Origin of the sequence: Rhodanobacter soli (assembly GCF_040548735.1) — a bacterium.
GTDB lineage: Bacteria > Pseudomonadota > Gammaproteobacteria > Xanthomonadales > Rhodanobacteraceae > Rhodanobacter > Rhodanobacter soli_A.
In genome coordinates this window covers 851,139-873,159 of sequence record NZ_JBEPSD010000001.1, presented here as the reverse complement: position 1 = coordinate 873,159, position 22,021 = coordinate 851,139, and the positions used below count along the sequence as shown (strand labels likewise).

Below are 22,021 nucleotides of genomic sequence, written 5' to 3'. Positions count from 1 at the left end.
TCAGATGGTGACTCGCGCGACCAGAACGGGCATGTGAATGGAGAGTAGTGTGCGGAGCGGTGCGGGCAAGTTCAAGCAACTGCGGCATTTTACGGCAGTAACGACGCTGGCGCTGGGTCTGGTCGCCTGTGCCGGCGCGCCACTGCGTTCCGCCTCGAAAACGTCCGCTTCGCCGCAACCGCTGGCGCGGTTGACGGTGGTCACGCCGGATGCCGACCACGACGTGCTGGCGCAGTTGCTGGCCGGCGAGATGGCGCTGACCCGCACCGACCTGAAGGCTGCGTCCGGCCATTACGACAAGGCGATGGCCTTGAGCAACGATCCGCAGGTGGCCGAGCGTGCCGCCGGGCTGGCGATCGCCGTGCATGACGGCGCCGCCGCCCAGCGTGCGCTGGATCGCTGGCAGGCGCTGGGCGCCAAGCCCGCCGCGATGGCCCAGGCGCGGGCGCAGCTGGCGCTGGACCGCGGCGATGCCACCGAGGCGCGACGCCAGCTGGAACTCTTGATCGGCAGCGGCGACAAGGACGCCTGGCGCCAGTTCGGCCGCGTGCTGGTGGGTGCCCGCGACCAGGCCCAGGCGGCCCGTCTGCTGGAGGCACTGGCCACGCCGCAGCGCCTGCCCGGCGATGCCCACGCGTGGCTGGCGATGAGCGAGCTGGGCGATCAGTTCGGCCGGCATGCCTATGCCGTGCAGATCGCCGACGCCGCGATGCGGCACTTCAAGAGCGCCGAGACCTATGCCTGGGCGGCGCAGATGAAGTTCAAGGACGGTGACCACGACGGTGCCCGCGCGCTGCTGCAGAAGGCGCTGGCGAAGGACCCGCAGAATGCCCAACTGCGTCTGGCCTACGCCGGCATGCTCAGCCAGGCCGGCGACTACGCCGGCGCCAGCAGGCTGCTGGCGCATGGCCCGCAGAACGCCGACATCTATGCCATGCGTGCCGGGTTGGCCGCGCATGAGCGGGACGACAAGGCGCTGGCCTCGCTGTACCAGGAGTTGCAGAAGGCGCCGCCCGAGGTTCGCGAAAGCAGCGCCTACCTGCTCGGCCAGCTGGCCGAGATGCAGCATCGCGAGGCCGAGGCGCTGGCCTGGTATGACCAGGTGGGCGACGCCGACGAGCATGCGTTCGACGCCGACCTGCGCAGTGCGATGATCCTGCATGCGCAGGGCAAGCGCGCCGATGCGCATGAATTGCTGGGGCAGCTGCAGCTGGCCTATCTCGACCAGCCCGCGCAGTTGCGCCAGGCCTGGCAGGCCGACGCCGAGCTGTACCTGCGCGAGCAGAACTATGCGAAGGCCGAGGCCGCGTTCAGCCGCGCGCTGCAGGTCGTGCCGGACGATCCGGGGTTGCTGTACGGCCGCGGCCTGGCCTATGCCGAGGCCGGCCAGATCGACCAGGCGGTGCAGGATTTCCAGCATCTGCTGAAGATCAAACCGGGCGATGTCGATGCCAGCAACGCGCTGGGCTACACCCTGGCCGACGCGAACCGCGACCTGCCCGAGGCCGAGCGACTGATCCGCGCCGCCCGCGCCGCGAAACCGGACGACCCGGCGATCGCCGATTCGTGGGGTTGGCTGCAGTACCGCAAAGGCAACCTGGAGCAGGCGGCGCAGACCCTGCGCAACGCCTGGCTGGCGCGCAAGGATGCCGACGTCGGCGTGCACCTGGGCGAGGTGCTGTGGAAGCAGGGGCATCAACAGGATGCGCAGCGGGTCTTCGACGAAGTGCGCAAGCTCGACCCGCACAACGTCGCGTTGCAGGAAACCCTGAAGCGGTTGCATCCATGAGGCGGCGGCTGCGTCTCCTCGCGATCGCCCTGCCGTTGCTGCTTGCCGCCTGCGTGCCGCAGGCGGTACGCATGAAGGGCGACGCCGGCCTGCTCGGCGCGCAGCTCGCGCGTGAACGGGCGCTGGCGCAGGCCGACCATTGGGTGCTGCAGGGCCGGCTCGGCGTTTCCAACGGCAAGGACGGCGGCAGCGGCAGCTTCAGCTGGACCCAGAACGGCGAGCAGTACGAGTTCGTGCTGCGCGGGCCGGCGATCAGCGGCATGAACTTCCGCCTCAGCGGCGGTCCGGACGGCGCCCTGCTGGAAGGCATGGCGCACGGCCCGTTGCGTGGCCCCGATGCCGAGGCGCTGATGCGCAAGGCACTCGGCTGGGAAGTGCCGCTGCGCGACCTGCGTGCCTGGGTGCTCGGCCTGCGCGCGGACAGCGGTCCGGCCGAACTGAGCTTCGGCGAGAACCGGTTGCCCTCGCTGCTGCAGCAGGATGGCTGGGCGGTCGACTACCGCGAATGGGACGACGCGCGCCAGCCGCCACTGCCAACGAAGGTGTTCGCCGCGAAAGCGCCGTACAAGGTGAAGCTGTCGATCGAGTCCTGGCAGTTTCAGTAAGCCCGCCCGATTGGGGTAGGCTTTGCGCCCTCCCTTGGCCGCGCGGCCGCTTTGCGAATTCCGGAACCCGCATGTCCTTCCTGATCGAACGTGCCGACCCCAGCCAGGTCGAGGCCTTGTGCGCGATCGAGCGCGAGGCCGTGCAGCTGTTCCGCGGGCATCCGGCGTGGCCCAGCTATGCGGCCGTGTCGATCCCGCCGGAACTGCTGCGCCAGGCGATCGGCCGCGGCCTGGTATGGGTGGCGCTGGACGGCGCGGGCGGGCCGGTCGGTTTCGTCTGGCTGGATACGGACCTGGCCGGCGGCGCGATCGGCATCGCCGAGATCGACGTGCTGCCGGAGTACGGCCGGCGCGGCATCGGTGCCGCCCTGGTGGAGCACGCCTGCACATGGGCGCGTGCGGCCGGCTACCGGCGGATGGACCTGGGCACGCTGGCCGATGTGCCATGGAATGCGCCGTTCTACGCGAAACACGGTTTTGCCATGGTCGACAAGGACGATCCGTCGTTTGCGTTTGCGCGCCAGCGCGATCGCGAGAACGGCTTCCCCGACGATCTGCGCGTGTTCATGAGCCGGCCGTTGCCGCCGCCTGCGCCCGGCGAATGGACGGTGTGGCCGGCGCCGGCCAAGCTGAACCTGTTCCTGCGCATCACCGGGCGGCGGGCGGACGGCTATCACGAGCTGCAGACGGTGTTCCGCCTGCTCGACTGGGGCGACGAGGTGCGCCTGCGGGTGCGCGACGACAGCGCGATCCGGCGCACGCGCGAGGTGTCGGGCGTGCCCGAGTCCGCCGACCTGGCGGTGCGGGCGGCGCGGCTGTTGCAGGAACGGGCTGGCACGCCGGTGGGCGCCGACATCGACGTGGACAAGCGCATCCCGATGGGCGGCGGGCTGGGCGGTGGCAGTTCCGACGCGGCGACCGTGCTGGTGGGGTTGAACCAGCTGTGGCAGCTGGGCCTGGACGAGGATGCGCTGGCGGAACTGGGGCGCCAGCTCGGTGCCGACGTGCCGGTATTCGTGCGCGGCCGTTCGGCGTGGGCCGAAGGCGTGGGCGAGCAGCTCACTCCGCTGGCCCTGCCGCCGCGCCATTACGTGGTGCTCGACCCGCACGAGCCGGTGCCGACCGCCGCGCTTTTTCAAGCGCCTGAATTGACACGAAATGCCCCGCGGGCGACAATTTCATCCTTTGCTTCCGGCGAAACGACAGAAAATGCCTTTGCACCGGTGGTGCGCGCGCGGCACCCGCGGGTAGCCGCGGCGCTGGACTGGCTGGGCGGCTTCGGTCAGGCGCGGCTTTCCGGCAGCGGTGGTTGCGTGTTCCTGGAACTGCGTTCGCTGGAGCGGGCGCAAGCGGTGGCTCGGCAATGTCCGGCGGCGTTCACGGCGCATCTCGCCACGGGTGTCGACGTGTCGCCCTTGCATGAGGCATCGGCGCGCCACCGGGGCGCGACGTGACGGCGGCGGCAGAGACGGATCAGGCACGAGCAGAGACACAAATATCACTGGGGCGTCGCCAAGCTGGTTAAGGCACGGGATTTTGATTCCCGCATTCGCAGGTTCGAATCCTGCCGCCCCAGCCATTTCATGATGGCCAAGTTTTCGAGGTAACCACTGTGGACACGTCCACCCCGATGATGCTGTTTACCGGTAACGCACATCGTGCCCTGGCCGAGGATGTCGCCCATCGCCTGGGTGTGCCGCTGGGCAAGGCCCTGGTCGGCACGTTCAGCGACGGCGAAGTGCAGATCGAGATCGAGGAGAACGTCCGCAAGCAGGAAGTGTTCGTGCTGCAGCCGACCGGCGCGCCGAGCGCGGTCAACCTGTTCGAGCTGCTGGCGCTGACCGATGCGCTGAAGCGCGCCTCGGCGGCCAGCGTCACCGCGGTGATCCCGTATTTCGGCTATGCCCGGCAGGATCGCCGGCCGCGCTCGGCGCGGGTGCCGATCACCGCCAAGCTGGCGGCCAGCATGATCGGCGCCGCCGGCGTCGACCGGGTGCTGACGGTGGACCTGCATGCCGACCAGATCCAGGGTTTCTTCGACATTCCGGTCGACAACGTATACGCCTCGCCGGTGCTGCTGGCCGACATCTGGCGCAGCCACAGCATGGACGACCTGATCGTGGTCAGCCCGGACGTGGGCGGCGTGGTGCGCGCACGCGCGATCGCCAAGCGGCTGGACGACGCCGACCTGGCGATCATCGACAAGCGCCGGCCGCGCGCGAACGTGTCCACCGTGATGAACATCATCGGCGACGTGGACGGCAAGACCTGCGTGATGGTCGACGACATCGTCGACACCGCCGGCACGCTGTGTGCGGCGGCAGCGGCACTGAAGGAGCGTGGCGCCCGCAAGGTGGTTGCCTACTGCGTGCACCCGGTGCTGTCGGGTGCGGCGATCAGCAACATCGAAGGCTCCCAGCTCGACCAGCTGGTGGTCACCAACACCTTGCCGCTGCGCCCGGAAGTGCAGGCCTGCGCCAAGATCCGCCAGCTCTCGGTCGCCGAGCTGCTGGCCGAAACCATTCGCCGCATCGCCTTTGGCGAGTCGGTGAGCTCGCTGTACGTGGATTGATCCACTGATTTCGCCATGGCGGCTCGGCCGCCTGGCACCACCGGCTTTTCTGGTCGCGGAAAAGTCATGCAACTGCCGCGAGGCGGTTCTTAAAAAACCAAGGTAGCAACGAAATGTCCAAGACTCATGAAATCAAGGCGCAGAGCCGCAAGGACGAGGGGAAAGGTGCGAGCCGCCGCCTGCGTCATGCGAGCTTCGTGCCGGCCGTCGTGTACGGCGGCGATCAGGCTCCGCAGAGCATCCAGATCGAACACAACACCATCCTGCTCGCTGCCAAGAACGAGTGGTTCTTCTCCTCGGTGCTCGACCTGAACGTCGACGGCAAGGTGCAGAAGGTGCTGGTGCGCGACTGGCAGAAGCACCCGTTCAAGCAGCTGATGATGCACATGGATTTCCTGCGCGTGAACGAGAAGGAAGCGATCCGTGTCAGCGTGCCGCTGCACTTCCTGAACAAGGAAAAGTCCGCGGCCGCGAAAACCTCCGGCGTGGTGATCTCGCACAACCTGACCGAAGTGGAAATCACCTGCCTGCCGAAGGACCTGCCCGAGGCGATCGAACTGGATCTGGCCGACCTGAAGCCCGGCGACATCATCCATCTGTCGCAGCTGAAGCTGCCGAAGAACGTCGAGCTGGTCGCGGCGCATGGCGGCGAAGGCCACGACATTGCGGTGGTCACGGCCAACACCGTGCAGGAAGAAGCCGAGGAAGCGCCGGCCGACGAGGCTGCGCCGGCTGCGGCTCCTGCCGCCGCCGCGCCGGCCAAGAAGGACGACAAGAAGTAAGCCGCGCCGCTCCGCGCTCCATTGGAGCGCGGAGCGTCACTGCTGCTTGTCCGCATGGCTGGTTTGCGACTCATCGTCGGGCTGGGCAATCCCGGTGCCGAATACCTCCGAACCCGGCACAACGCCGGGTTCTGGCTAGTTGATGCCCTCGCCAGCGGGCAGGGCGAGCGCTTCGCCTTCGACGGCAAGCTGCACGGCGAAGCCTGCCGCGTGCGCCTCGGCGGCGAACCGGTCTGGCTGTTGAAGCCGGCCACCTTCATGAACAAGAGCGGCATCGCCGTGGTCTCGGCGCTGCGCTACTACAAGATCGAGCCGGAGCAATGCCTGGTCGCGCATGACGACTTGGACCTGCCGCCCGGCACCGTGCGCCTGAAGTTCGACGGCGGCCACGGCGGCCAGAACGGCCTGCGCGACATCATGGCCCACCTCGGCCACGGCAAGTTCCATCGCCTGCGCGTGGGCATCGGTCATCCCGGCCACCGCGACCAGGTCACGCCATGGGTGCTGGGCCGGCCTTCGGCCACGGACGAGGATGCGATCCTCGACGGCGTGGCCCGTGCGCTGGACGTGTTGCCGCTGGCGGTGGACGGCCAGTTCGACAAGGCGATGCAGCTGCTGCATACGCCGACCTGACGCTTCTCCAGGTTCCCCCGATGCAAGTTCCAACAATTTTCAGGAGTCCTACCCTCCCATGGGCATCAAATGCGGCATCGTCGGACTGCCCAACGTCGGCAAGTCCACCCTGTTCAACGCGCTGACCAAGGCCGGCATCGCCGCGGCGAACTTCCCGTTCTGCACGATCGAGCCGAACGTGGGCGTGGTGCCGGTGCCGGATCCGCGGCTGAACGCGTTGTCGGAGATCGTCAATCCGCAGAAGGTGGTGCCGACCGCGGTGGAGTTCGTCGACATCGCCGGCCTGGTCGCCGGCGCGTCGAAGGGCGAAGGCCTGGGCAACAAGTTCCTGGCGCACATCCGCGAGGTGGACGCGATCGCCCACGTGGTGCGCTGCTTCGAGGGCGACGTGATCCACGTCGCCGGCAAGGTCGACCCGATCTCCGACATCGACACCATCGACACCGAGCTGGCGCTGGCCGACCTGGAGTCGGTGGACAAGGCGCTGAACCGTGCCGAGCGCGCGGCCAAGGCGAACGACAAGGAGGCCATGGCGCGCAAGCCGGTGTTGCAGAAGCTCTCCGCCGGCCTCAACGAGGGCAGGTCGGCACGCAGCCTGGGCCTGGACGAGGAAGAGAAGGCGCTGGTGCGCGACCTGTTCCTGCTCACCCTGAAGCCGCTGATGTACATCGCCAACGTGGCCGACGACGGCTTCGAGAACAACCCGTTGCTCGACGCCGTGCGCGAGCGCGCCGTCACCGAGGGTGCCGAGGTGGTGCCGGTGTGCGCGGCGATCGAGGAGGAGCTGGCGCAGCTCGACGAGGCCGATCGCGACGAGTTTCTCAAGGACATGGGCCTGGACGAGCCGGGCCTGAACCGGGTGATCCGCGCCGGCTACAAGCTGCTCGACCTGCAGACCTATTTCACCGCCGGCGTGAAGGAAGTGCGCGCGTGGCAGGTGAAGCGCGGCGCCACCGCGCCGCAGGCCGCCGGGGTGATCCATACCGACTTCGAGCGCGGCTTCATCCGCGCCGAGACGGTCGGCTACGACGACTTCATCCAGTACAAAGGCGAGGCCGGTGCCGCAGCGGCGGGCCGGTTGCGCAAGGAAGGCAAGGAGTACATCGTCAAGGACGGCGACGTGCTGCACTTCCTGTTCAACGTCTGACGACCGGCGGCACCGCAGATCCCTGATCCTCGCGACGAGGCGGGGCGTCCGTCACTTGAGGTATTTCTCCATCCACCCCACCCACCGGCGGTAGACGTCGCTGATCTGCACGATGTCGTGGGGTAGATGCGATGTTTCGGGATAGGCGTAGAACTCGACGGTGACGCCGTTGTCGCGCAGCCCGTGGTACCACTCCTCGGCATTCACCAGCGGCACGTTCGAATCCATCACGTCGCCCAGGATCAGGGTGGGGGCCTTGACGTTGCGCACGTACGTGATCGGTGACTGCGCACGCCAGATGTCCCAGCCGGCATTCGTCCAGGGCGATGAGCCGAAGAGATGGGCGTCGGCCTCCTGGTAGTAGGAGATGCTGTAGTCCATCAGCCAGTCGGTGAGCGGCGCGCCGGCGACGGCGGCTTTCCATACGTCGTAATGGCTGGTGAGCCATGCGGTCATGAAGCCGCCATACGACCACCCGCTCACGCCGATGCGGCTCTCGTCCACCATGCCGAGCTTCTCCACGGCGGCGAGTCCCGCCATCACGTCCTTGCCCGGACCGTCGCCCGTGTTGCGGTAAATGGCATGCTGGTACGCGTCGCCCAGATTGGTGCTGCCGCGGTAGTTCGGCTGGAACACCAGGAAGCCGGCGGCCGCGAACAGTTGCGCCAGCTGCTGGAAACCCGCGTTGGAGGAAATCGGGGGGCCGCCGTGGATCACGAGTACCAGCGGGTATTTGCGGCCTTGCTGGTAACCGACCGGGTAGACCAGTACGCCATCTTCGCGAAAGCCGTCCGGGCCCATCCATTCGATGGATTCGGTACGGCCCAGGTCGAGACTGTCCGTGAAGGCGTTCACGTCGGTGAGCCGGCGTGGCCTGGCATCGATGGAATCCAGAACGTACAGCTCACAGGGGTGATTTGCCGTGGTGCCGATAAAGGCGATGGCGCCCGTTCTGGAAACGCTCATGCTGGTCGTACTGCTGCTCGTCGTGATGCCCAGGCCGTTGTTGGCTTCCACATCGCCGAGATCGAGCAGCGTGGCTTTCCCCGATAGCGGTTGCTTCCAGAGCACCGTATGCGTGCCCAGCCCGCCAGCGGTGATCAGTGTCCGGCCGTCCGGCATCCAGGCGTAGTTGCCGAAGTGGCGGGCCAGCGCCGCCGTCGCGTCGTAGGCTTTGCCGTCCACGTTCACATACACGGCGTCGCCGTTGTTCTGGTCGCCGCCACGCGGGCGCGAGAACGCATGGGCGTCGCCCGCTGGCGCGAATTCGACATGGTCCGAGCCTGGCGCGGAAACCAGTGTCCGCATGTCGCCGCTCGCGACGTCCACTTCGCCGATGACGGAACGAAACGACGACGCCCAATGCACGTCCGGAAATTGCGTGAACGCGACGCGCTTGCCGTCGCGGCTCCAGATGGGCGTTGTCGCGCCTCCGTGATCGGTGCCGAGGCTGAAGGCGCCGCGGGTCAGCTGCCTGGCTTTCCCGCCCGAGGCCGGTGCCACCCACAACTGCCAGGGCGCGACCTCCTTGTCCAGCAGGAAATGACCATGGGTGATCCGGAACACCTTGTTGTGCGCCTTGATGGCTTCCGCGTGGAGCGGCGGGTCCTGTGCGATGAACGCGATGCTCTTCCCGTCGGGACTCCAGGCGTAGTCGCCCACGCCTTGCCCGTTGTCGGTTGCACGCCGTGCCCCGCCGCCCTTCATCGGCATGATGAAGACCTGGGTTTTCCTGGTTCGGGGGTCTTTCGCGAGGAACGCCAGGCGCGCGCCGTCGGGTGACCAGCGCGGCGAGGACAGGTTGTCGCGATGACTGACGAGGGTGCGGCGCGTACCGTTCGCCACAGCCACCAGGTCGATCTTTTTTATGGCTTTATCCGTACTCCAATCCGGTGTGGACACGACCACGGCGATTTCCTTCCCGTCCGGGGAAATCTGCGGATCGCCGAGGGAGACGATCTTCTGCAGATCGCTCAACTGGAAAGCGCGCGTCGCCGCCGCCTCTCCCGAGGGACACGCCAGCAAACACGCGATCCAGAGAATGGCGAAGCGTACGGATTTCATGGGCGTCCGCCGGTCGAGATGCCGTCCAAGGGATCTCGCTCCGGTTCACTCACTATGGCTGCCGCCCAGTTTCATGCTCGCTTCCAGGAAGAAGGCGCGGCCGGTCGGGTTGTTCCAGGGGATGTAGTAATACGGGTAGCTGGTCCAGGTGGGATCGCGCCGCGGCTTGGTGTCGAACAGGTTGTCGATGGCCAGCGACAGGTTGAAGTTCTTCGTGATGTTGTAGCTGAGCGTCGCGTTGTAATTGAAGGTCGGAGCGAGACGAAGGGTGCCGTCGTAGTTCGGTATGCCGCCCATGCGCGAGCCGTAGAGCGTGGTGGTGAAATCGCGGAAGGTCCACGTCACCGAGGCGTTCGCCTTGGTACGCGGGATCAGGTAGTAGTAGATGTCGGTCATTTCGTTGTCGACCGGCGAGTCGGGCGAGAGCCGCGTCCGGTGCATGATCACGTAGGTCGCGCCGACGTGGAAATCGAACTTGCCGAACCTCTCGGTGGCCAGGCGGTAGCGCGTGTCGAAGTCGACGCCGGAGGTGTGATCCGTGGCGGCGTTGATCGGAAGCACCAGCACCGAGGTGATGCCGTTCGGGTTGTAGCCAGCGGTCGGCGAATTGCGCACGACCTGGCTCTCGACCTGCTGGCAGAACGACGAATTGCCGTCCACCGGGGCGCCGTTGGCGTCCACGCCGAGACGGCAATCCGCCTCCTCGCGCAGGACCTTGTCGCTGTCCTGGTATTCGACCTCGTTGTTCACCCGGATGTTGTAGTAGTCGGCGGTGAAGTCCAGGTTCGGGGTCGGCGAGTACACGAAGCCGTAGGTCAGGGATTTGCTGGTTTCGTCCTTCAGCGCGGTGCTGCCGTGGCTGCGCCCGTTGAAATCCACATTGCCGTTGCTGCAGTTGTCGTAGTAGTCCGGGCCGCTGTCCGGTTCATCGAGGCGGCACTGGTAATAGTCCGTTCCGCTGGAACTGGAGCCGCTGTCGCCGGCATAGAGATAGGAAAGATCGGGCGCGCGGAAGCCCGTGCCCAGCGAGCCGCGCAGCAACAGCGTCTTGAAAGGGCGGTATTCGAAGCCGAGCGCATAGGTGGCCTTGCCCGACGCGTTGGCGCCGTATTCGTATCTGTCGTAGCGGCCCGCAGCGGTGAGCATGAGCTGCGAGAACACTGGCACGCTGAATTCCGCACCGAGCCCGGAATGGTCGCGCGAACCGACCGCCACGGCGTTATGCAGGCCGTAATAGCTGCCGTCGAGCGAGAGCGGATCGGCCTTCAGTCCGAAATACTGGTTGCCGTATTCGGCCACGGCGGCGAAACCGACCGGACCTGCCGGCAGATGGAACAGTTCGGTGTTGCTGAGGGTGACGGACCAGTCCTCGGAGCGGCTCTTGTCCCGGTCGATCGAGTCCTGGGTGATGGAACGGAACTGCGCCACGGTCAGCGGCGTGTAGAAGCGGCTGAGCGGCGCGTTGTAGATCTGGTAGCCACTGTCCGGATCGACACCCAGCGACGGTCCCAGGTACAGGGCCTGCGCCTTTGCCGCGACCAGCGCCGGCCATTTGCTCTTGAGCTGGTTTTGCGAATGGCTGAACGAGGCCTCGTAATCCCACTGGTCGTCCTGGCCGAAACTGCCCTTCATGCCGGTGGTCAGCGACAGCGTGTTGTTGATGTTGCGGATCTCGCCGGGTTTCAGGCCGCCGTTTTCCTCGAGCGTGAAGTAGTTGCGCTCCCATTGTTCGACCTGGCCGGTGGCCTGGTTGTAGAACGGCGTGGGCGTGCAATCGCCGTTGAGCTTCTCGCAGTTCAGCCATTTCAGGGACGTGTTGTAGCTGTCCTGGTGGGACGTGCCGGCCAGCACGTCCAGGAACAGATCGACGTGGTCATTGACATGGAAAGTGGCCGAGCCGAAGAAGTTGGCGGACCTGCGCCCGTTCTCCAGCGTGCCGTAGTCGAGGTCCTCGTAGCTTCCGCAGTAATAGCCGGGTCCGCCGTTGTTGTCGGGCGCATAGCCGGAACGCGACGCATAGAAAACCGAACCCTGGTCCAGGTGGGACAGGCTGTCGCAAGTGGCCTTGCCCGGATCGAGGTAATTGCCGTTGATGTCCTGGCGAACGAACGTATGGCCGGCCACGATGCGGTCGCTCGGGCTGTCCAGGCGCGAATCGGTGAAGCTGCGCTGGTAGTCCCATATTGGTTGGGCCTCGTAGAGTTCCAGGCCGAATACCGAGTCGAACCGACCCTTCGAAAAGCCGCTGCTTATCTGGAACCGTTGCGAACTGCCGCCGCCGTGCTGGGTGTCGCCGACGCGGTAATCGATGGTGGTGCCGTCGGCCTTCTTTTTCAGGATGAAGTTGATCACGCCCGACATCGCATCGGAGCCGTAGATCGCGGAGGCGCTGCCGCTCAGGATTTCCACGCGATCGATCAGCGAGGTCGGCAGATTGGAAATGTCGGTGAAGTTGCTGTTGCCGTCGTAGGCCTGCGGGTAGTCGGCAATGCGCCGGCCGTTGACCAGCACCAGGGTGTGGTTGGGGCCGAGTCCGCGCAAGTCGACGGCCTGCGCGCCGGGCGAGAATCCGTCCGTGCTCTGGTTGTTGTCGAGCGCGCCGAGGTTCTGGGTGAGCGAGGTCATCACGTCGGAGACGGTGGCGAAGCCGTTGCGGGCGATGTCCTGCGCGGTGATGGTGGTGACCGGCGCCGGCCCCTCGATCTGCGCGCGCGGAATGCGTGAGCCGGTCACCACGACCGCCTGCAGCTTGGTGGCCGATGCTTGATCGGCGCTGTCGGGCGCCGGGCGGCTCGCCGATGTCGAGCGGGACGATGGCGGGGGGACGACCGGACTATCACCCTTCACGATCACCATGGCGCCGGAGACATCGTGATGGACCGTGAAGCCGCTGCCGTTGAGCAGCTGTTTGAGGGCGTCGTCGGTGGACAGCGAGCCGCTGACCCCTCGCGTGCGCAGGCCGCGCAACTGATCCGCCTGATAGATGAATTGCGCGCCCGACTGCCGGGCCAGGCTGTCGAGGGCCGTGACGAGATCTCCGGCGGGAATGCTGACGGGCCGGACGGCGTTGGTCTGCGCGTAAGCGGCGACGGATAGCGAGCAGGCCAAAGCGAGCACGCTGGTGCGGAACGAACGGATCATGGTTACCCTCTCCCCAGGGTGGCGCGCACGATGGCGCCATTGATTAGCGTGACGAACGTGCGCTGCAAATCCCCCCGTCGTCTTTCTTCGTGCGCGCAGCGGTCCACAGCGGCCGGCGGAGTGCGAGGTTCGCTAGCGGCTCTTCAGCACGATGACGTCCTTGCCGTGCACGGCGCGGACCGGGAAACCCAGCTCCAGCAGCCGTACGAACGTCTCCGCATTGGACCAGCGGAAATTGCCGCCCACCCGCAAGCTGCCGATCGAGGCGTCGCCGATGACGATCTTGCGGGCGTTGTAGCGATTGAATTCCGCGGCGGCCGAAGCCAGCGGCGTGTCGTGGAAGGAAAGGAAGCCACTGCGCCAGCTGAGGAACTCCTCCGCCTGCTGCACCGAGCCCGAGTTCACCACCACGCCGGCGTCGCTGGCCAATGCGATGCTGCCGGCAGGCAGCAGGGTGCTCGGCCGGCGGCGTCCGCCCGGTCCGTTGTCCGACTCCAGCCGCACCACGCCCTGGGTCACGATGACGCGCAGTTCAGCCGCATCGCGGCGCACGTCGTAGCGCGTGCCGACCGCGATCGCGCGGCGATCGCCGGCGCTGACCACGAACGGACGGCCGGGATCCTTGGCGACCTTGAAGAACGCCTCGCCCTGCTGGAGGTCGATGTGGCGCTCGCTGCGGGAAAGCGTGACCAGGATGCGGCTGTCGCTGCTCAGCGTGATCACCGAACCGTCGGGCAACGGCACATCCTGCAGGCCACCGATCGCGGTGCGGTACGAGGCCTGATCCACCGCCGCGTAATGCCGCCAGCCCCATGCCAGCGATGCCAGCACGACCAGCGCGAAGCCGGCCGTGGCGTAGCGAAGCAGCCGGCGCGGTCGGCTCTTCGGCAACTTGCGCGTGGCAGGCGACAAAGCACTGAGGTGACGTGCCGCAGCGACCCTCGCCGGCGCGGACGGTTCGCCATCGGTGCCGGATTCGGATGGCGTCGCGCGGGACTCCGGAAGCGGAGCCATTCCCCACGCTCCGCGTTCGGGCACGGCCCCTGCGGGTACGCCGGCGCCGAGCGCCTTCAGGCGATCGCTTTGTCGCCACGCGGCGTCCAGGCGCAGATACGCCACGCGGTGTGCGGTGGATTCCTGCAGCCACGCATCCAGTTGCAACTGGTCGTGCGCGGTCCACTCGGCCCCGTCGCGCCTGGCCAGCCAGGCGGAGGCGATCAGTTCAATCTGCCTGCTGCTGGCCATGGCCATCTCCATGCTCGGCGTCCGCCGCCGCGCGTTCCCGCGAGCGGTGCGTGTGGCCGCCGCCGTAAAAATATTCCGCGATCAGCCGCATGCCCTTGGCGACCTGCTTTTCCACTGTCTTCTCGCCGATGCCCATGCGCAGCGCCACTTCCTTTTGCGGTAGTTCCTCGACCCTGCGCAGCCACACCACTTCGCGGCAGCGGTCGGGCAGGCGGTCAAAGGCTTCGGTCAGCTGCTTCAGCTCTTGCCGCGCGCTCAATCGGCGTTCCGGCGAAACCTCATCTATCAAGACGTTCAGGGCGTCCAAATCACCCACGGCATCGATCGAGACGACACGCGCACGACGCAGCCGGTCGGTCATCAGGTGACGCGCGGTGGTGAACATGAAGGACTTGGGCATCGCCGGGCGCGCCTTCGCAGCCGCCTCGTAGACGCGTACGTAGATGTCCTGGCGCAGGTCGTGGATTTCGTCGCGCCGGTACCAACTGCGCAGCAGATAGCGCATCAGCGCGCGCTCGTGCACGAGGATTTCGCGAATGAACCAGTTGTCGAGTGAGTCGTCCACGCCGCGGACAGTAACGCCAATCCACGCGCCAATGACAGCGTCATGACGCCTGTGTGGCCACATGGCCTGCAATACGTGCATCGGGTGGGGGATATGCGCCGCCCGTTCGTCCCGACCATTGCACTGTGCGCGATCGCTCGCGTTGCGCCATCGTTTGGAAAACCACGTTGCATCCTCCCCGACGGACCATTGACCGATGACTTCGCCCAGCCGTTCGCAGCACTTTCTCCGCACCGGTTTTTCGCTGGTGTTTTCCCTGTGCCTGCTGATGGCATGCAGTGCGGCGGCAGCGGCGTCGCCGGATTCGGCGGCGATCCGGCAGGGCTACGAGTACTACCAGATCGGCGATCTGAAAGCGCCGACGCCGGGGCGCACCGAGGCGGCCCTGATGCTGATGGGCGGAGGCAAGTGGCCGCACAAGGCATTCGCATGGTTTGCAGCCAGGGGCGGACACGGTCATTTCGTGATCCTTCGCGCCTCCGGCGAGGACGACATGCAGAAGGAGTTCTACACCGAGGTCGGCGGTGTCGCGTCGGTGCAGACGCTGGTGTTCCACCGCCGCGAGGCGGCCAGCGATCCGAAGGTGCTGGACATCGTGCGGCATGCCGACGGCATTTTCATTGCTGGTGGCGATCAGGCCAATTACGTGAATTTCTGGAAGGGCACGCCGTTGAACGTGGCGCTGAACCAGCACGTGGAACACGGCAAACCGATCGGCGGCACCAGCGCCGGGCTGGCCATCCTCGGCGCCCACGCCTATGGCGCGATGGATGGCGGCAGCATCACGTCGAAAGAGGCGATGCGCGATCCGCTCGGCAAGGGCATGACCCTGGTCGGCGATTTCATGCATCTGCCGAACATGCAGCGAGTGGTCACCGATACGCATTTTCACAAGCGCGACCGGTTGGGGCGGCTGATTGCGTTCGTCGCCAACCTGCGTCATGCCGGGCACGCCGATGTCGTGGGTCTGGGCGTGGATCAGGATGCGGCGTTGTGCGTCGACGGCAACGGCATCGGCCGGCTCTTCACCATCGACAATGGCTTCGCCTGGCTGGTGCAGCCGAAGGGGTCGCCGGAACGGATCGAGGCAGGCAAGCCGCTCGACTATCGCGGCACGCGCGTCACCGGTGTGGGTACGCAAAGCCGCATCGACCTGAAGGATTTCAAGGTCAGCCAGCCAGTGTTCGATGCGATCGCCGATGTCCACGACGGCGAGCTGACCCTGCGCGGCGAACACGCACCGCTGTTGGTGATTCATGGTGGCGCGGGCGTGGAACGCGCCAGCATGACACCGCAGATCGAAGCCGGGGCGCGCGCGGCCCTTGAGCTTGCCCTGCGCAAGGGCTACGCCGAGCTGAAGAGCGGCAAGACCGCGACCGATGCAGTGGCGGCGGCGATCACCGTGCTGGAAGACGACCCGCTGTTCAACGCCGGCAAGGGCGCCGTGTTCACCCATGACGGCAAGAACGAGCTCGATGCCTCGATCATGGATGGCTCGACGCTGGCCGCGGGCGCGGTGGCGGGAGTGCATCGCGTGAGGAATCCGATCCTGCTGGCGCGCGCCGTGATGGAGCGTTCGCCGCACGTGATGATGGTCGGCGACGGTGCGGAGACCTTCGCCACGGAGCAGGGATTCAAGCTGGTGGATCCGTCGTATTTCCGCACCGACCGACGCTGGCAGGAGTTGCAGAAGGCGTTGAAGGACGATGCGGCCGGTGTATCGCTGACAGAACGGCTGATGGCGCTCAAGCACTTCGGCACCGTCGGCGCGCTCGCCCGCGACAGCCAGGGCCGGCTTGCTGCCGGCACGTCGACCGGCGGCATGACCGACAAGCGCTACGGCCGCGTGGGCGATTCGCCGATCGTCGGCGCCGGCACCTATGCGAACGCCGCCTGCGCGGTGTCGGGCACGGGCTGGGGCGAGTTCTACATCCGGGTTTCCGCCGCGCGCGAGATCTGCCTGCGCATGGCGATGCTGGACGAGTCGGCGCAGCAGGCCGGGCAGGCGGTGATCAACGACGAGATCCCGCAGATGGGCGGCGACGGCGGCGCGATCATCCTGGGCGCGGATGGCAGCGTGTCGATGCCGTTCAACACCGAGGGCATGTACCGCGGCTGGATCGGCGCGGACGGCGTGCCGCATGTGGCGATCTACAGCGGCGATCCGCTGGCACTGCCCGCGCCGGTACGCTGACGGCTGCCGCTCAGGCGTCGTCGTTGTCGCCTTCGGTGATCTGCCGCTGCATGCGGTCCAGGTAGGCGTCGAGCTCCTGCGTGCTGGTGAAGACCTCATTCACCGGCACCGCCTTGACGATGTCGAACACCTTGCGTACCTGCGGCTGCGGGTTCAGCAGCAGGGTGTGGCCGTTGCGGGCGCGCATGCTCTTGCGGATCCGGGCGAAACTGCGCAGTCCGGCGCTGCTGACGTATTCCAGTCCGGCGAGGTCGACCACCACGGTGCCGCCGTCGCCGAGCCGGGGCAGCAGGGCCAGCATGGCCTCATCGAGTTCGCCGAAGGTCATCGCGTCGAGGCGGCCGCCCACGTGCACGACGACACGATCGGGCGTGGAGAATTCATGGTGCAGGCTGAGCGTCATGGCGGAGATTCGTCCAGGTTCGGGTAGGTGAAGCGAAGCAGCAGGTGGTTGCCGTCGGCGTCCCGTGTATAGCGCATTTCGCTGGCCATGGTGCGCGCGAGATGGATGCCGAGACCGCCGACCTGTTCACGGTCGGCGAGGTCGCCGGTAAGGTCGGGAGTGGCCGATTGCAGCGGGTCGAAGGGGCCGCCATCGTCGATCAACTCGACCGCGACGGCGTCCGGCTGGGGTTGCAGCAGGATGCGGATTCGGCCGGGGCGCCCGTCGGGATAGCCGTATTCGACGGTATTGACCATCAACTCCTCCAGCACCAGCCGCATGTCGCCGCGCAACGCGGCCGGCACGTCGGCTTCCAGCAGCAGGTTCTCGCAGCGGTCGAGCGCGCCGAACACGTCGGCCAGCTGGTTGCCGATGCTTATCTCGGTACCCGGCGCCGTGGCCCCATGCCAGGTCAGCGCGAGCACGGTGATGTCGTCGGCCTGCGCGGCTTCCGCCACGAAACGGTCCACGTCGCCCAGCAGCCGTTCGATGTAGCCGGCGGTGGGGGCCGTCGGCGGCACCTGGGCAAGGCTTTCCACGGTGCGCTCGATGCCGTACATCCGCTGCTCGTCGTCGCTGGCCTCGGTGATGCCGTCGGTATACATCAGCAAGGTCTCGCCCTGGCGCAGGCGCAGGCGATGTTCCGGGTAGTCGGAGTCTTCGTACAGCCCGAGCACCGCGCCGGTGGGGAAGTCCAGCAGCTGCGGCGCGCCGCGGCCGCACAGGATCGGCGGCTCGTGTCCGGCGCTGGCCAGTACCAGGCTGCCGTTGCCGGTATCCAGCAGGCCGCACAGCAGGGTGACGAACATGCAGCTGTCGTTGCCGCGGCACAGCTCGAGGTTGAGCAGCCGCAACAGATTCTGTGGCGTCTGCGCGCGCGGCGCCAGCGCCTTGGCCAGGGTGATCGTCTGCGCCATGAACAGGGCGGCCGGTATGCCCTTGTCGGAAACGTCGCCGACCATCACGAAGAAGCGCTGCGGGTCGAGCATGAAATAGCTGTAGAGGTCGCCGCCGACCGCCCGGGCCGGGCGCAGCGCCGCATGCAGTTCGAAGTAGGCGCAGACGGCGTCGAGATAGTGCTCGCTCGGCAGCAGGCCGATCTGGATCTGGTGGGCGATCTCCAGTTCGCTGGCGAGCCGCTGCTTTTCCCGCGCCACCCGGGCGAGGTTCTCCAGGTGCAGGGCCAGTTCGCGGCGCATGTGGTCGAAGGATTGGGTGAGGCGTCCCACCTCGTCGGGGCGGCGCGGCGGCGGCAGCTCGAAATCCAGTTCGCCGCGGGCGACGTGCTCGGCGCGGTCGGCCAGTACCCCCAGCGGCGCCATCGTGCGACGGATGGTCAGCAGCGTGATCAGCGCGACGCCCAGCAGGGCCAGCAGGCCCAGGGCGAGGCTCAGCACGAAGATGCGCCTTACCCCCGCATAGATCTGGTATTCCGGGACCACCAGGCCAAGTCGCCAACGGGTGCCCTCGATCGGGGCGGAATAAACCCAGACCGCTCCGTGTACATGCGGGTTTTGCGCCACCGGCAGGCGCGTCGATTCAGGCTGGTCGCTGGCCAGTGCGACCAGCAGGGCGGCGGCGCCACGCTTGCCTACGAGGTCGGGGTTGTCGTGCGCCAGGTAGTTGCCATCGCTGTCCAGCACGAAGGCATAGGCGCCCTCGGGCTTGGCCAGGCTGCCGAGTATCTGGTGCAGCCAGTCGAGCGTGACGTCGGCGTTGATGATGCCGACCGGGTGTCCGTCGCGGCTGATCGCCACGGAGTAGTTGATCAGCTGGCGGTGCCGGGACTGCGAAAAGAACGGTCGCTGCCAGCAGCCGTTGCTGCAGCCAAGTCCGCCGAGGAACCAGTTGTTGTTCCAGTAAGGATTGGCGTCGCGCGAGAGGTCGCGGCTGGTCAGGGTGCCGTCGTCCAGTCGGCTTACGAACGGCGAATACGGCAGGGCGTCGGCCGGATTCGGCGAGGGCCTGAATACCGCGGCTAGCCCGTCCATGTCCAGGTTCGCGGCCAGGGTGTCGCGCAGCAGCGGTTCGGCGTCGTCCTGGCGGGTGTCGATGATCGCGGCAAGCATTCGTGCCGAAACCGCGACACGGTCGATCCGGGCCTGGATCTGGCTGCCGGCATGGGCCGCCAGGGCGGCTGCCTCATGGTGGGTGTGTTCGAGGATCTGCGTGCGGGTCAGGTTGAGCAGCAAGGCGCCCATGGCTGCCAGCACCAGGGTGGAGCCGACCAGGACCCACAGCGCCGTCCGTGATGCAATGCTGCGCAAGGCCAATGCTGACTCCCCCTGTTTCCTTTTGGCATCTAGCCATGAAGCGTGGCGGGCCGCAAGCCGGCGAACTGTGCCCTGGTACGGGGAAATGCGCACAGTCAGGCATAATCCCGGTTTCGGATTCCGCCCACGAGATGCCCGCCCCATGTCCGGAAAACAGCATGAAGTGACGTTCCGCTTTCTCGCCCAACCCACCGACGTCAACTTCGGCGGCAAGGTGCACGGCGGCATGGCGATGAAGTGGATCGACCAGGCCGGTTATGCCTGCGCGGTGGGCTGGAGCGGGGCGTATTGCGTCACCGCCTCGGTCAGCGGCATCCAGTTCGTGGCGCCGATCCTGATCGGCGACCTGGTCACGGTGCGGGCGCGTCTGATCCACACCGGCACCAGCAGCATGCATATGGCCATCGACGTGCTGGCGCGCGATCTGCGCAAGGACGAACAGCGTCTGGCGACCAGCTGCGTAATGGTGTTCGTGGCATTGGACAGCCCGGAGGGCAAGCCCACCCCGGTGCCGCACTGGGAGCCGCGCGACGATAGCGAGCGCCGGCTGCAGGCGCAGGCGAAACAGCTGCTGGAGTTGTCCAAAGGCATGGAGCAACTGGTCGATCTGCACGCGGCTTCGCTGGACTGATGATATCCGCGGAATAATCGCTGCCGCGGGCGGAATCGGCGCCGCAAGGTGTTGACAGTTCAGGGCCTGATCCACACAATACGCGTTCTTTGTTGGAGGGATACCCAAGCGGCCAACGGGGGCAGACTGTAAATCTGCTGGCTTACGCCTTCGGTGGTTCGAATCCACCTCCCTCCACCAGCACAGAGTTCCGCGCAGGGCGGGAGTAGTTCAATGGTAGAACATCAGTTTTCCAAACTGATTACGCGGGTTCGATTCCCGCCTTCCGCTCCATTGCGCTGCACCTGTCAACATGATCGACCGGTGCAGAAGATGCAGAGGTCGACGAATTTTTGAAGAGTCCGGCAGGACGCCGGTCTTGTCTTTGCCGTCATGGAGGACGGTTAAAGCTTTGGCTCATGTAGCTCAGTCGGTAGAGCACTTCCTTGGTAAGGAAGAGGTCACAGGTTCGATTCCTGTCATGAGCACCACTCATTCGACCGTCATGGTCAGCCCCGAAACGGGCAGTTTTCTCCAATTCATTGACTCCATCGGGGTTTAGCGCGCATGGCAAAGGGTAAATTCGAACGCACCAAGCCGCACGTCAACGTCGGCACGATTGGTCACGTGGATCACGGCAAGACGACGCTGACGGCGGCGCTGACGAAGGTCGGTGCGGAGCGTTTCGGTGGCGAGTTCAAGGATTACAGCGCGATCGACGCGGCGCCGGAAGAGAAGGCGCGCGGCATCACGATCTCGACGGCGCACGTGGAATACGAGTCGCCGAACCGCCACTACGCGCACGTGGATTGCCCGGGCCATGCGGACTACGTGAAGAACATGATCACGGGTGCGGCGCAGATGGACGGCGCGATCCTGGTGTGCTCGGCCGCGGACGGCCCGATGCCGCAGACGCGCGAGCACATCCTGCTGTCGCGCCAGGTCGGCGTGCCGTACATCGTGGTCTACCTGAACAAGGCGGACATGGTGGACGACGCCGAGCTGCTCGAACTGGTCGAGATGGAAGTGCGCGAGCTGCTGACCAAGTACGACTTCCCGGGCGACGATACGCCGATGATCCACGGTTCGGCCAAGCTGGCGCTGGAAGGGGATCAGAGCGAGATCGGCGTGCCGTCGATCATCAAGCTGGTGGACGCGCTGGACAGCTACATTCCGGAGCCGGTGCGTGCGATCGACAAGCCGTTCCTGATGCCGGTGGAGGACGTGTTCTCGATCTCGGGCCGCGGCACGGTGGTGACCGGTCGTATCGAGCGCGGCATCATCAAGGTGGGCGACGAAATCGAAGTGGTCGGCATCCGCGACACGCAGAAGACCACAGTCACGGGCGTGGAGATGTTCCGCAAGCTGCTGGACCAGGGCCAGGCGGGCGACAACGCCGGTCTGCTGCTGCGCGGCCTGAAGCGTGACGACGTGGAGCGTGGCCAGGTGCTGGCCAAGCCGGGCACGATCACCCCGCATACGGACTTCGAGGCCGAGGTGTACGTGCTGTCGAAGGACGAGGGTGGCCGTCATACGCCGTTCTTCAAGGGCTACCGCCCGCAGTTCTACTTCCGCACGACGGACGTGACGGGCGCGGTGACCCTGCCGGAAGGCGTGGAGATGGTGATGCCGGGCGACAACGTGAAGATGGTGGTGAGCCTGATCCACCCGATCGCGATGGACGAAGGCCTGCGTTTCGCCATCCGCGAGGGCGGCCGTACCGTCGGCGCCGGCGTGGTGGCCAAGGTCATCAAGTAAAAAGCTTTTGTGAAAAGTCCGGCAGGATGCCGGTCTGATCTTTGCCATCAGGGAGGATGGCTGAAACAAATGTGAGAAGTCCGGCATGGATGCCGGTTTGATCTTTGCCATCACGGAAGATGGCTGAAATAAAGTCTAAAATAACCCTCACGGGGCGAGCGGATTCAAGCCGCTCGCCGTCGTGTTTCAAGTTCAAGCCAT

Annotated in this window: 17 protein-coding genes, 4 tRNA genes and 1 pseudogene; 15 read left to right on the top strand and 7 right to left on the bottom strand. The window is 66.2% G+C overall.

The annotated features are described in order from the left end of the window. Positions 1 to 37: 37 nt before the first annotated feature. The 8 genes from ABIE04_RS04150 (at position 38) to ychF (ending at position 7,528) form a co-directional block, all read left to right on the top strand. Positions 38 to 1,789 carry a tetratricopeptide repeat protein gene (locus tag ABIE04_RS04150; RefSeq protein ID WP_354547295.1) on the top strand — a complete coding sequence of 584 codons (1,752 nt, stop codon included), beginning with the start codon at positions 38 to 40 and terminating at the stop codon, positions 1,787 to 1,789. After that, positions 1,786 to 2,394: a lipoprotein insertase outer membrane protein LolB gene (gene lolB, locus ABIE04_RS04145; RefSeq protein WP_354547293.1), complete on the top strand. Its 609-nt coding sequence runs from the start codon at positions 1,786 to 1,788 to the stop codon at positions 2,392 to 2,394. The genes ABIE04_RS04150 and lolB overlap by 4 nt, the downstream gene beginning before the upstream one ends. Before the next feature lie 71 nt (positions 2,395 to 2,465). Then, complete coding sequence (ispE, locus tag ABIE04_RS04140; protein WP_354547292.1) at positions 2,466 to 3,848, top strand: 4-(cytidine 5'-diphospho)-2-C-methyl-D-erythritol kinase; 1,383 nt, start codon at positions 2,466 to 2,468, stop codon at positions 3,846 to 3,848. A gap of 48 nt (positions 3,849 to 3,896) precedes the next feature. Further along, positions 3,897 to 3,973 (top strand) — tRNA-Gln (locus ABIE04_RS04135). 51 nt (positions 3,974 to 4,024) lie between these two features. Next, positions 4,025 to 4,966 carry a ribose-phosphate diphosphokinase gene (locus ABIE04_RS04130; protein WP_214556646.1) on the top strand — a complete coding sequence of 314 codons (942 nt, stop codon included), beginning with the start codon at positions 4,025 to 4,027 and terminating at the stop codon, positions 4,964 to 4,966. A gap of 113 nt (positions 4,967 to 5,079) precedes the next feature. After that, entirely contained in the window at positions 5,080 to 5,748 is a 669-nt protein-coding gene (locus ABIE04_RS04125) for a 50S ribosomal protein L25/general stress protein Ctc (protein ID WP_354547291.1), read from the top strand. 54 nt (positions 5,749 to 5,802) lie between these two features. Beyond that, on the top strand, positions 5,803 to 6,381 hold the full coding sequence (gene pth, locus ABIE04_RS04120; RefSeq protein WP_354547290.1) for an aminoacyl-tRNA hydrolase: 579 nt from the start codon (positions 5,803 to 5,805) through the stop codon (positions 6,379 to 6,381). A 58-nt stretch (positions 6,382 to 6,439) separates the two neighbouring features. Continuing rightward, entirely contained in the window at positions 6,440 to 7,528 is a 1,089-nt protein-coding gene (gene ychF, locus ABIE04_RS04115) for a redox-regulated ATPase YchF (RefSeq protein WP_354547289.1), read from the top strand. 51 nt (positions 7,529 to 7,579) lie between these two features. On the opposite strand, the gene ABIE04_RS04110 is transcribed toward ychF, so the two are convergent. From ABIE04_RS04110 to ABIE04_RS04095, 4 genes are all read right to left on the bottom strand, one after another. After that, positions 7,580 to 9,592 carry a S9 family peptidase gene (locus ABIE04_RS04110; protein ID WP_354547287.1) on the bottom strand — a complete coding sequence of 671 codons (2,013 nt, stop codon included), beginning with the start codon at positions 9,590 to 9,592 and terminating at the stop codon, positions 7,580 to 7,582. A gap of 45 nt (positions 9,593 to 9,637) precedes the next feature. Then, positions 9,638 to 12,733, bottom strand: a complete 3,096-nt coding sequence (locus ABIE04_RS04105) for a TonB-dependent receptor (RefSeq protein WP_354547286.1) — start codon at positions 12,731 to 12,733, stop codon at positions 9,638 to 9,640. A 132-nt stretch (positions 12,734 to 12,865) separates the two neighbouring features. After that, a complete protein-coding gene (locus tag ABIE04_RS04100) occupies positions 12,866 to 13,978 on the bottom strand; it encodes a FecR family protein (RefSeq protein ID WP_354547285.1) in 1,113 nt (370 codons plus the stop codon). After that, complete coding sequence (locus ABIE04_RS04095; RefSeq protein ID WP_354547284.1) at positions 13,956 to 14,543, bottom strand: RNA polymerase sigma factor; 588 nt, start codon at positions 14,541 to 14,543, stop codon at positions 13,956 to 13,958. Before ABIE04_RS04095 ends, ABIE04_RS04100 begins: the two co-directional genes overlap by 23 nt. Positions 14,544 to 14,739: 196 nt before the next feature. On the opposite strand from ABIE04_RS04095, the pseudogene ABIE04_RS04090 reads away from it, so the two are divergent. Next, positions 14,740 to 15,537: pseudogene (locus tag ABIE04_RS04090) on the top strand (cyanophycinase); the annotation flags it as partial. A gap of 186 nt (positions 15,538 to 15,723) precedes the next feature. Continuing rightward, positions 15,724 to 16,737: an isoaspartyl peptidase/L-asparaginase family protein gene (locus ABIE04_RS04085; protein WP_354549772.1), complete on the top strand. Its 1,014-nt coding sequence runs from the start codon at positions 15,724 to 15,726 to the stop codon at positions 16,735 to 16,737. 10 nt (positions 16,738 to 16,747) lie between these two features. Here ABIE04_RS04085 and ABIE04_RS04080 read toward each other — a convergent pair whose 3' ends face one another. Both ABIE04_RS04080 and ABIE04_RS04075 read right to left on the bottom strand, forming a co-directional pair. Continuing rightward, the gene (locus ABIE04_RS04080; protein ID WP_354547283.1) at positions 16,748 to 17,140 is read right to left on the bottom strand and encodes an STAS domain-containing protein; all 393 of its coding nucleotides are present in this window, start codon (positions 17,138 to 17,140) and stop codon (positions 16,748 to 16,750) included. Beyond that, positions 17,137 to 19,446, bottom strand: a complete 2,310-nt coding sequence (locus ABIE04_RS04075; protein WP_354547281.1) for a SpoIIE family protein phosphatase — start codon at positions 19,444 to 19,446, stop codon at positions 17,137 to 17,139. The genes ABIE04_RS04080 and ABIE04_RS04075 overlap by 4 nt, the downstream gene beginning before the upstream one ends. Positions 19,447 to 19,594: 148 nt before the next feature. Between ABIE04_RS04075 and ABIE04_RS04070 the strand changes: the two genes are divergently transcribed. The 5 genes from ABIE04_RS04070 to tuf all read left to right on the top strand — a co-directional run bounded on the left by ABIE04_RS04070 (position 19,595) and on the right by tuf (position 21,820). Next, positions 19,595 to 20,083: an acyl-CoA thioesterase gene (locus ABIE04_RS04070; RefSeq protein WP_354547279.1), complete on the top strand. Its 489-nt coding sequence runs from the start codon at positions 19,595 to 19,597 to the stop codon at positions 20,081 to 20,083. Between the two features lie 94 nt (positions 20,084 to 20,177). Beyond that, positions 20,178 to 20,263 (top strand) — tRNA-Tyr (locus tag ABIE04_RS04065). 19 nt (positions 20,264 to 20,282) lie between these two features. Further along, a tRNA-Gly gene (locus ABIE04_RS04060) sits at positions 20,283 to 20,356 on the top strand. Between the two features lie 121 nt (positions 20,357 to 20,477). Next, a tRNA-Thr gene (locus ABIE04_RS04055) sits at positions 20,478 to 20,553 on the top strand. 76 nt (positions 20,554 to 20,629) lie between these two features. Beyond that, positions 20,630 to 21,820 (top strand): elongation factor Tu, encoded by a 1,191-nt coding sequence (gene tuf, locus ABIE04_RS04050; protein ID WP_354547278.1) that lies wholly within the window; start codon positions 20,630 to 20,632, stop codon positions 21,818 to 21,820. Here the strand turns inward: tuf and ABIE04_RS04045 are convergent. Further along, positions 21,813 to 22,010: a hypothetical protein gene (locus ABIE04_RS04045; protein WP_354547277.1), complete on the bottom strand. Its 198-nt coding sequence runs from the start codon at positions 22,008 to 22,010 to the stop codon at positions 21,813 to 21,815. The two genes, tuf and ABIE04_RS04045, sit on opposite strands and share 8 nt — an antisense overlap. Positions 22,011 to 22,021 lie beyond the last annotated feature (11 nt).

Bases quoted from the DNA above. Each gene is read 5' to 3' on its own strand.
- ABIE04_RS04150 (WP_354547295.1), top strand. From the start codon at position 38: ATGGAGAGTAGTGTGCGGAGCGGTGCGGGCAAGTTCAAGCAACTGCGG.
- lolB (WP_354547293.1), top strand. From the start codon at position 1,786: ATGAGGCGGCGGCTGCGTCTCCTCGCGATCGCCCTGCCGTTGCTGCTT.
- ispE (WP_354547292.1), top strand. From the start codon at position 2,466: ATGTCCTTCCTGATCGAACGTGCCGACCCCAGCCAGGTCGAGGCCTTG.
- ABIE04_RS04130 (WP_214556646.1), top strand. From the start codon at position 4,025: ATGATGCTGTTTACCGGTAACGCACATCGTGCCCTGGCCGAGGATGTC.
- ABIE04_RS04125 (WP_354547291.1), top strand. From the start codon at position 5,080: ATGTCCAAGACTCATGAAATCAAGGCGCAGAGCCGCAAGGACGAGGGG.
- pth (WP_354547290.1), top strand. From the start codon at position 5,803: ATGGCTGGTTTGCGACTCATCGTCGGGCTGGGCAATCCCGGTGCCGAA.
- ychF (WP_354547289.1), top strand. From the start codon at position 6,440: ATGGGCATCAAATGCGGCATCGTCGGACTGCCCAACGTCGGCAAGTCC.
- ABIE04_RS04110 (WP_354547287.1), bottom strand. From the start codon at position 9,592: ATGAAATCCGTACGCTTCGCCATTCTCTGGATCGCGTGTTTGCTGGCG.
- ABIE04_RS04105 (WP_354547286.1), bottom strand. From the start codon at position 12,733: ATGATCCGTTCGTTCCGCACCAGCGTGCTCGCTTTGGCCTGCTCGCTA.
- ABIE04_RS04100 (WP_354547285.1), bottom strand. From the start codon at position 13,978: ATGGCCAGCAGCAGGCAGATTGAACTGATCGCCTCCGCCTGGCTGGCC.
- ABIE04_RS04080 (WP_354547283.1), bottom strand. From the start codon at position 17,140: ATGACGCTCAGCCTGCACCATGAATTCTCCACGCCCGATCGTGTCGTC.
- ABIE04_RS04070 (WP_354547279.1), top strand. From the start codon at position 19,595: ATGTCCGGAAAACAGCATGAAGTGACGTTCCGCTTTCTCGCCCAACCC.
- tuf (WP_354547278.1), top strand. From the start codon at position 20,630: ATGGCAAAGGGTAAATTCGAACGCACCAAGCCGCACGTCAACGTCGGC.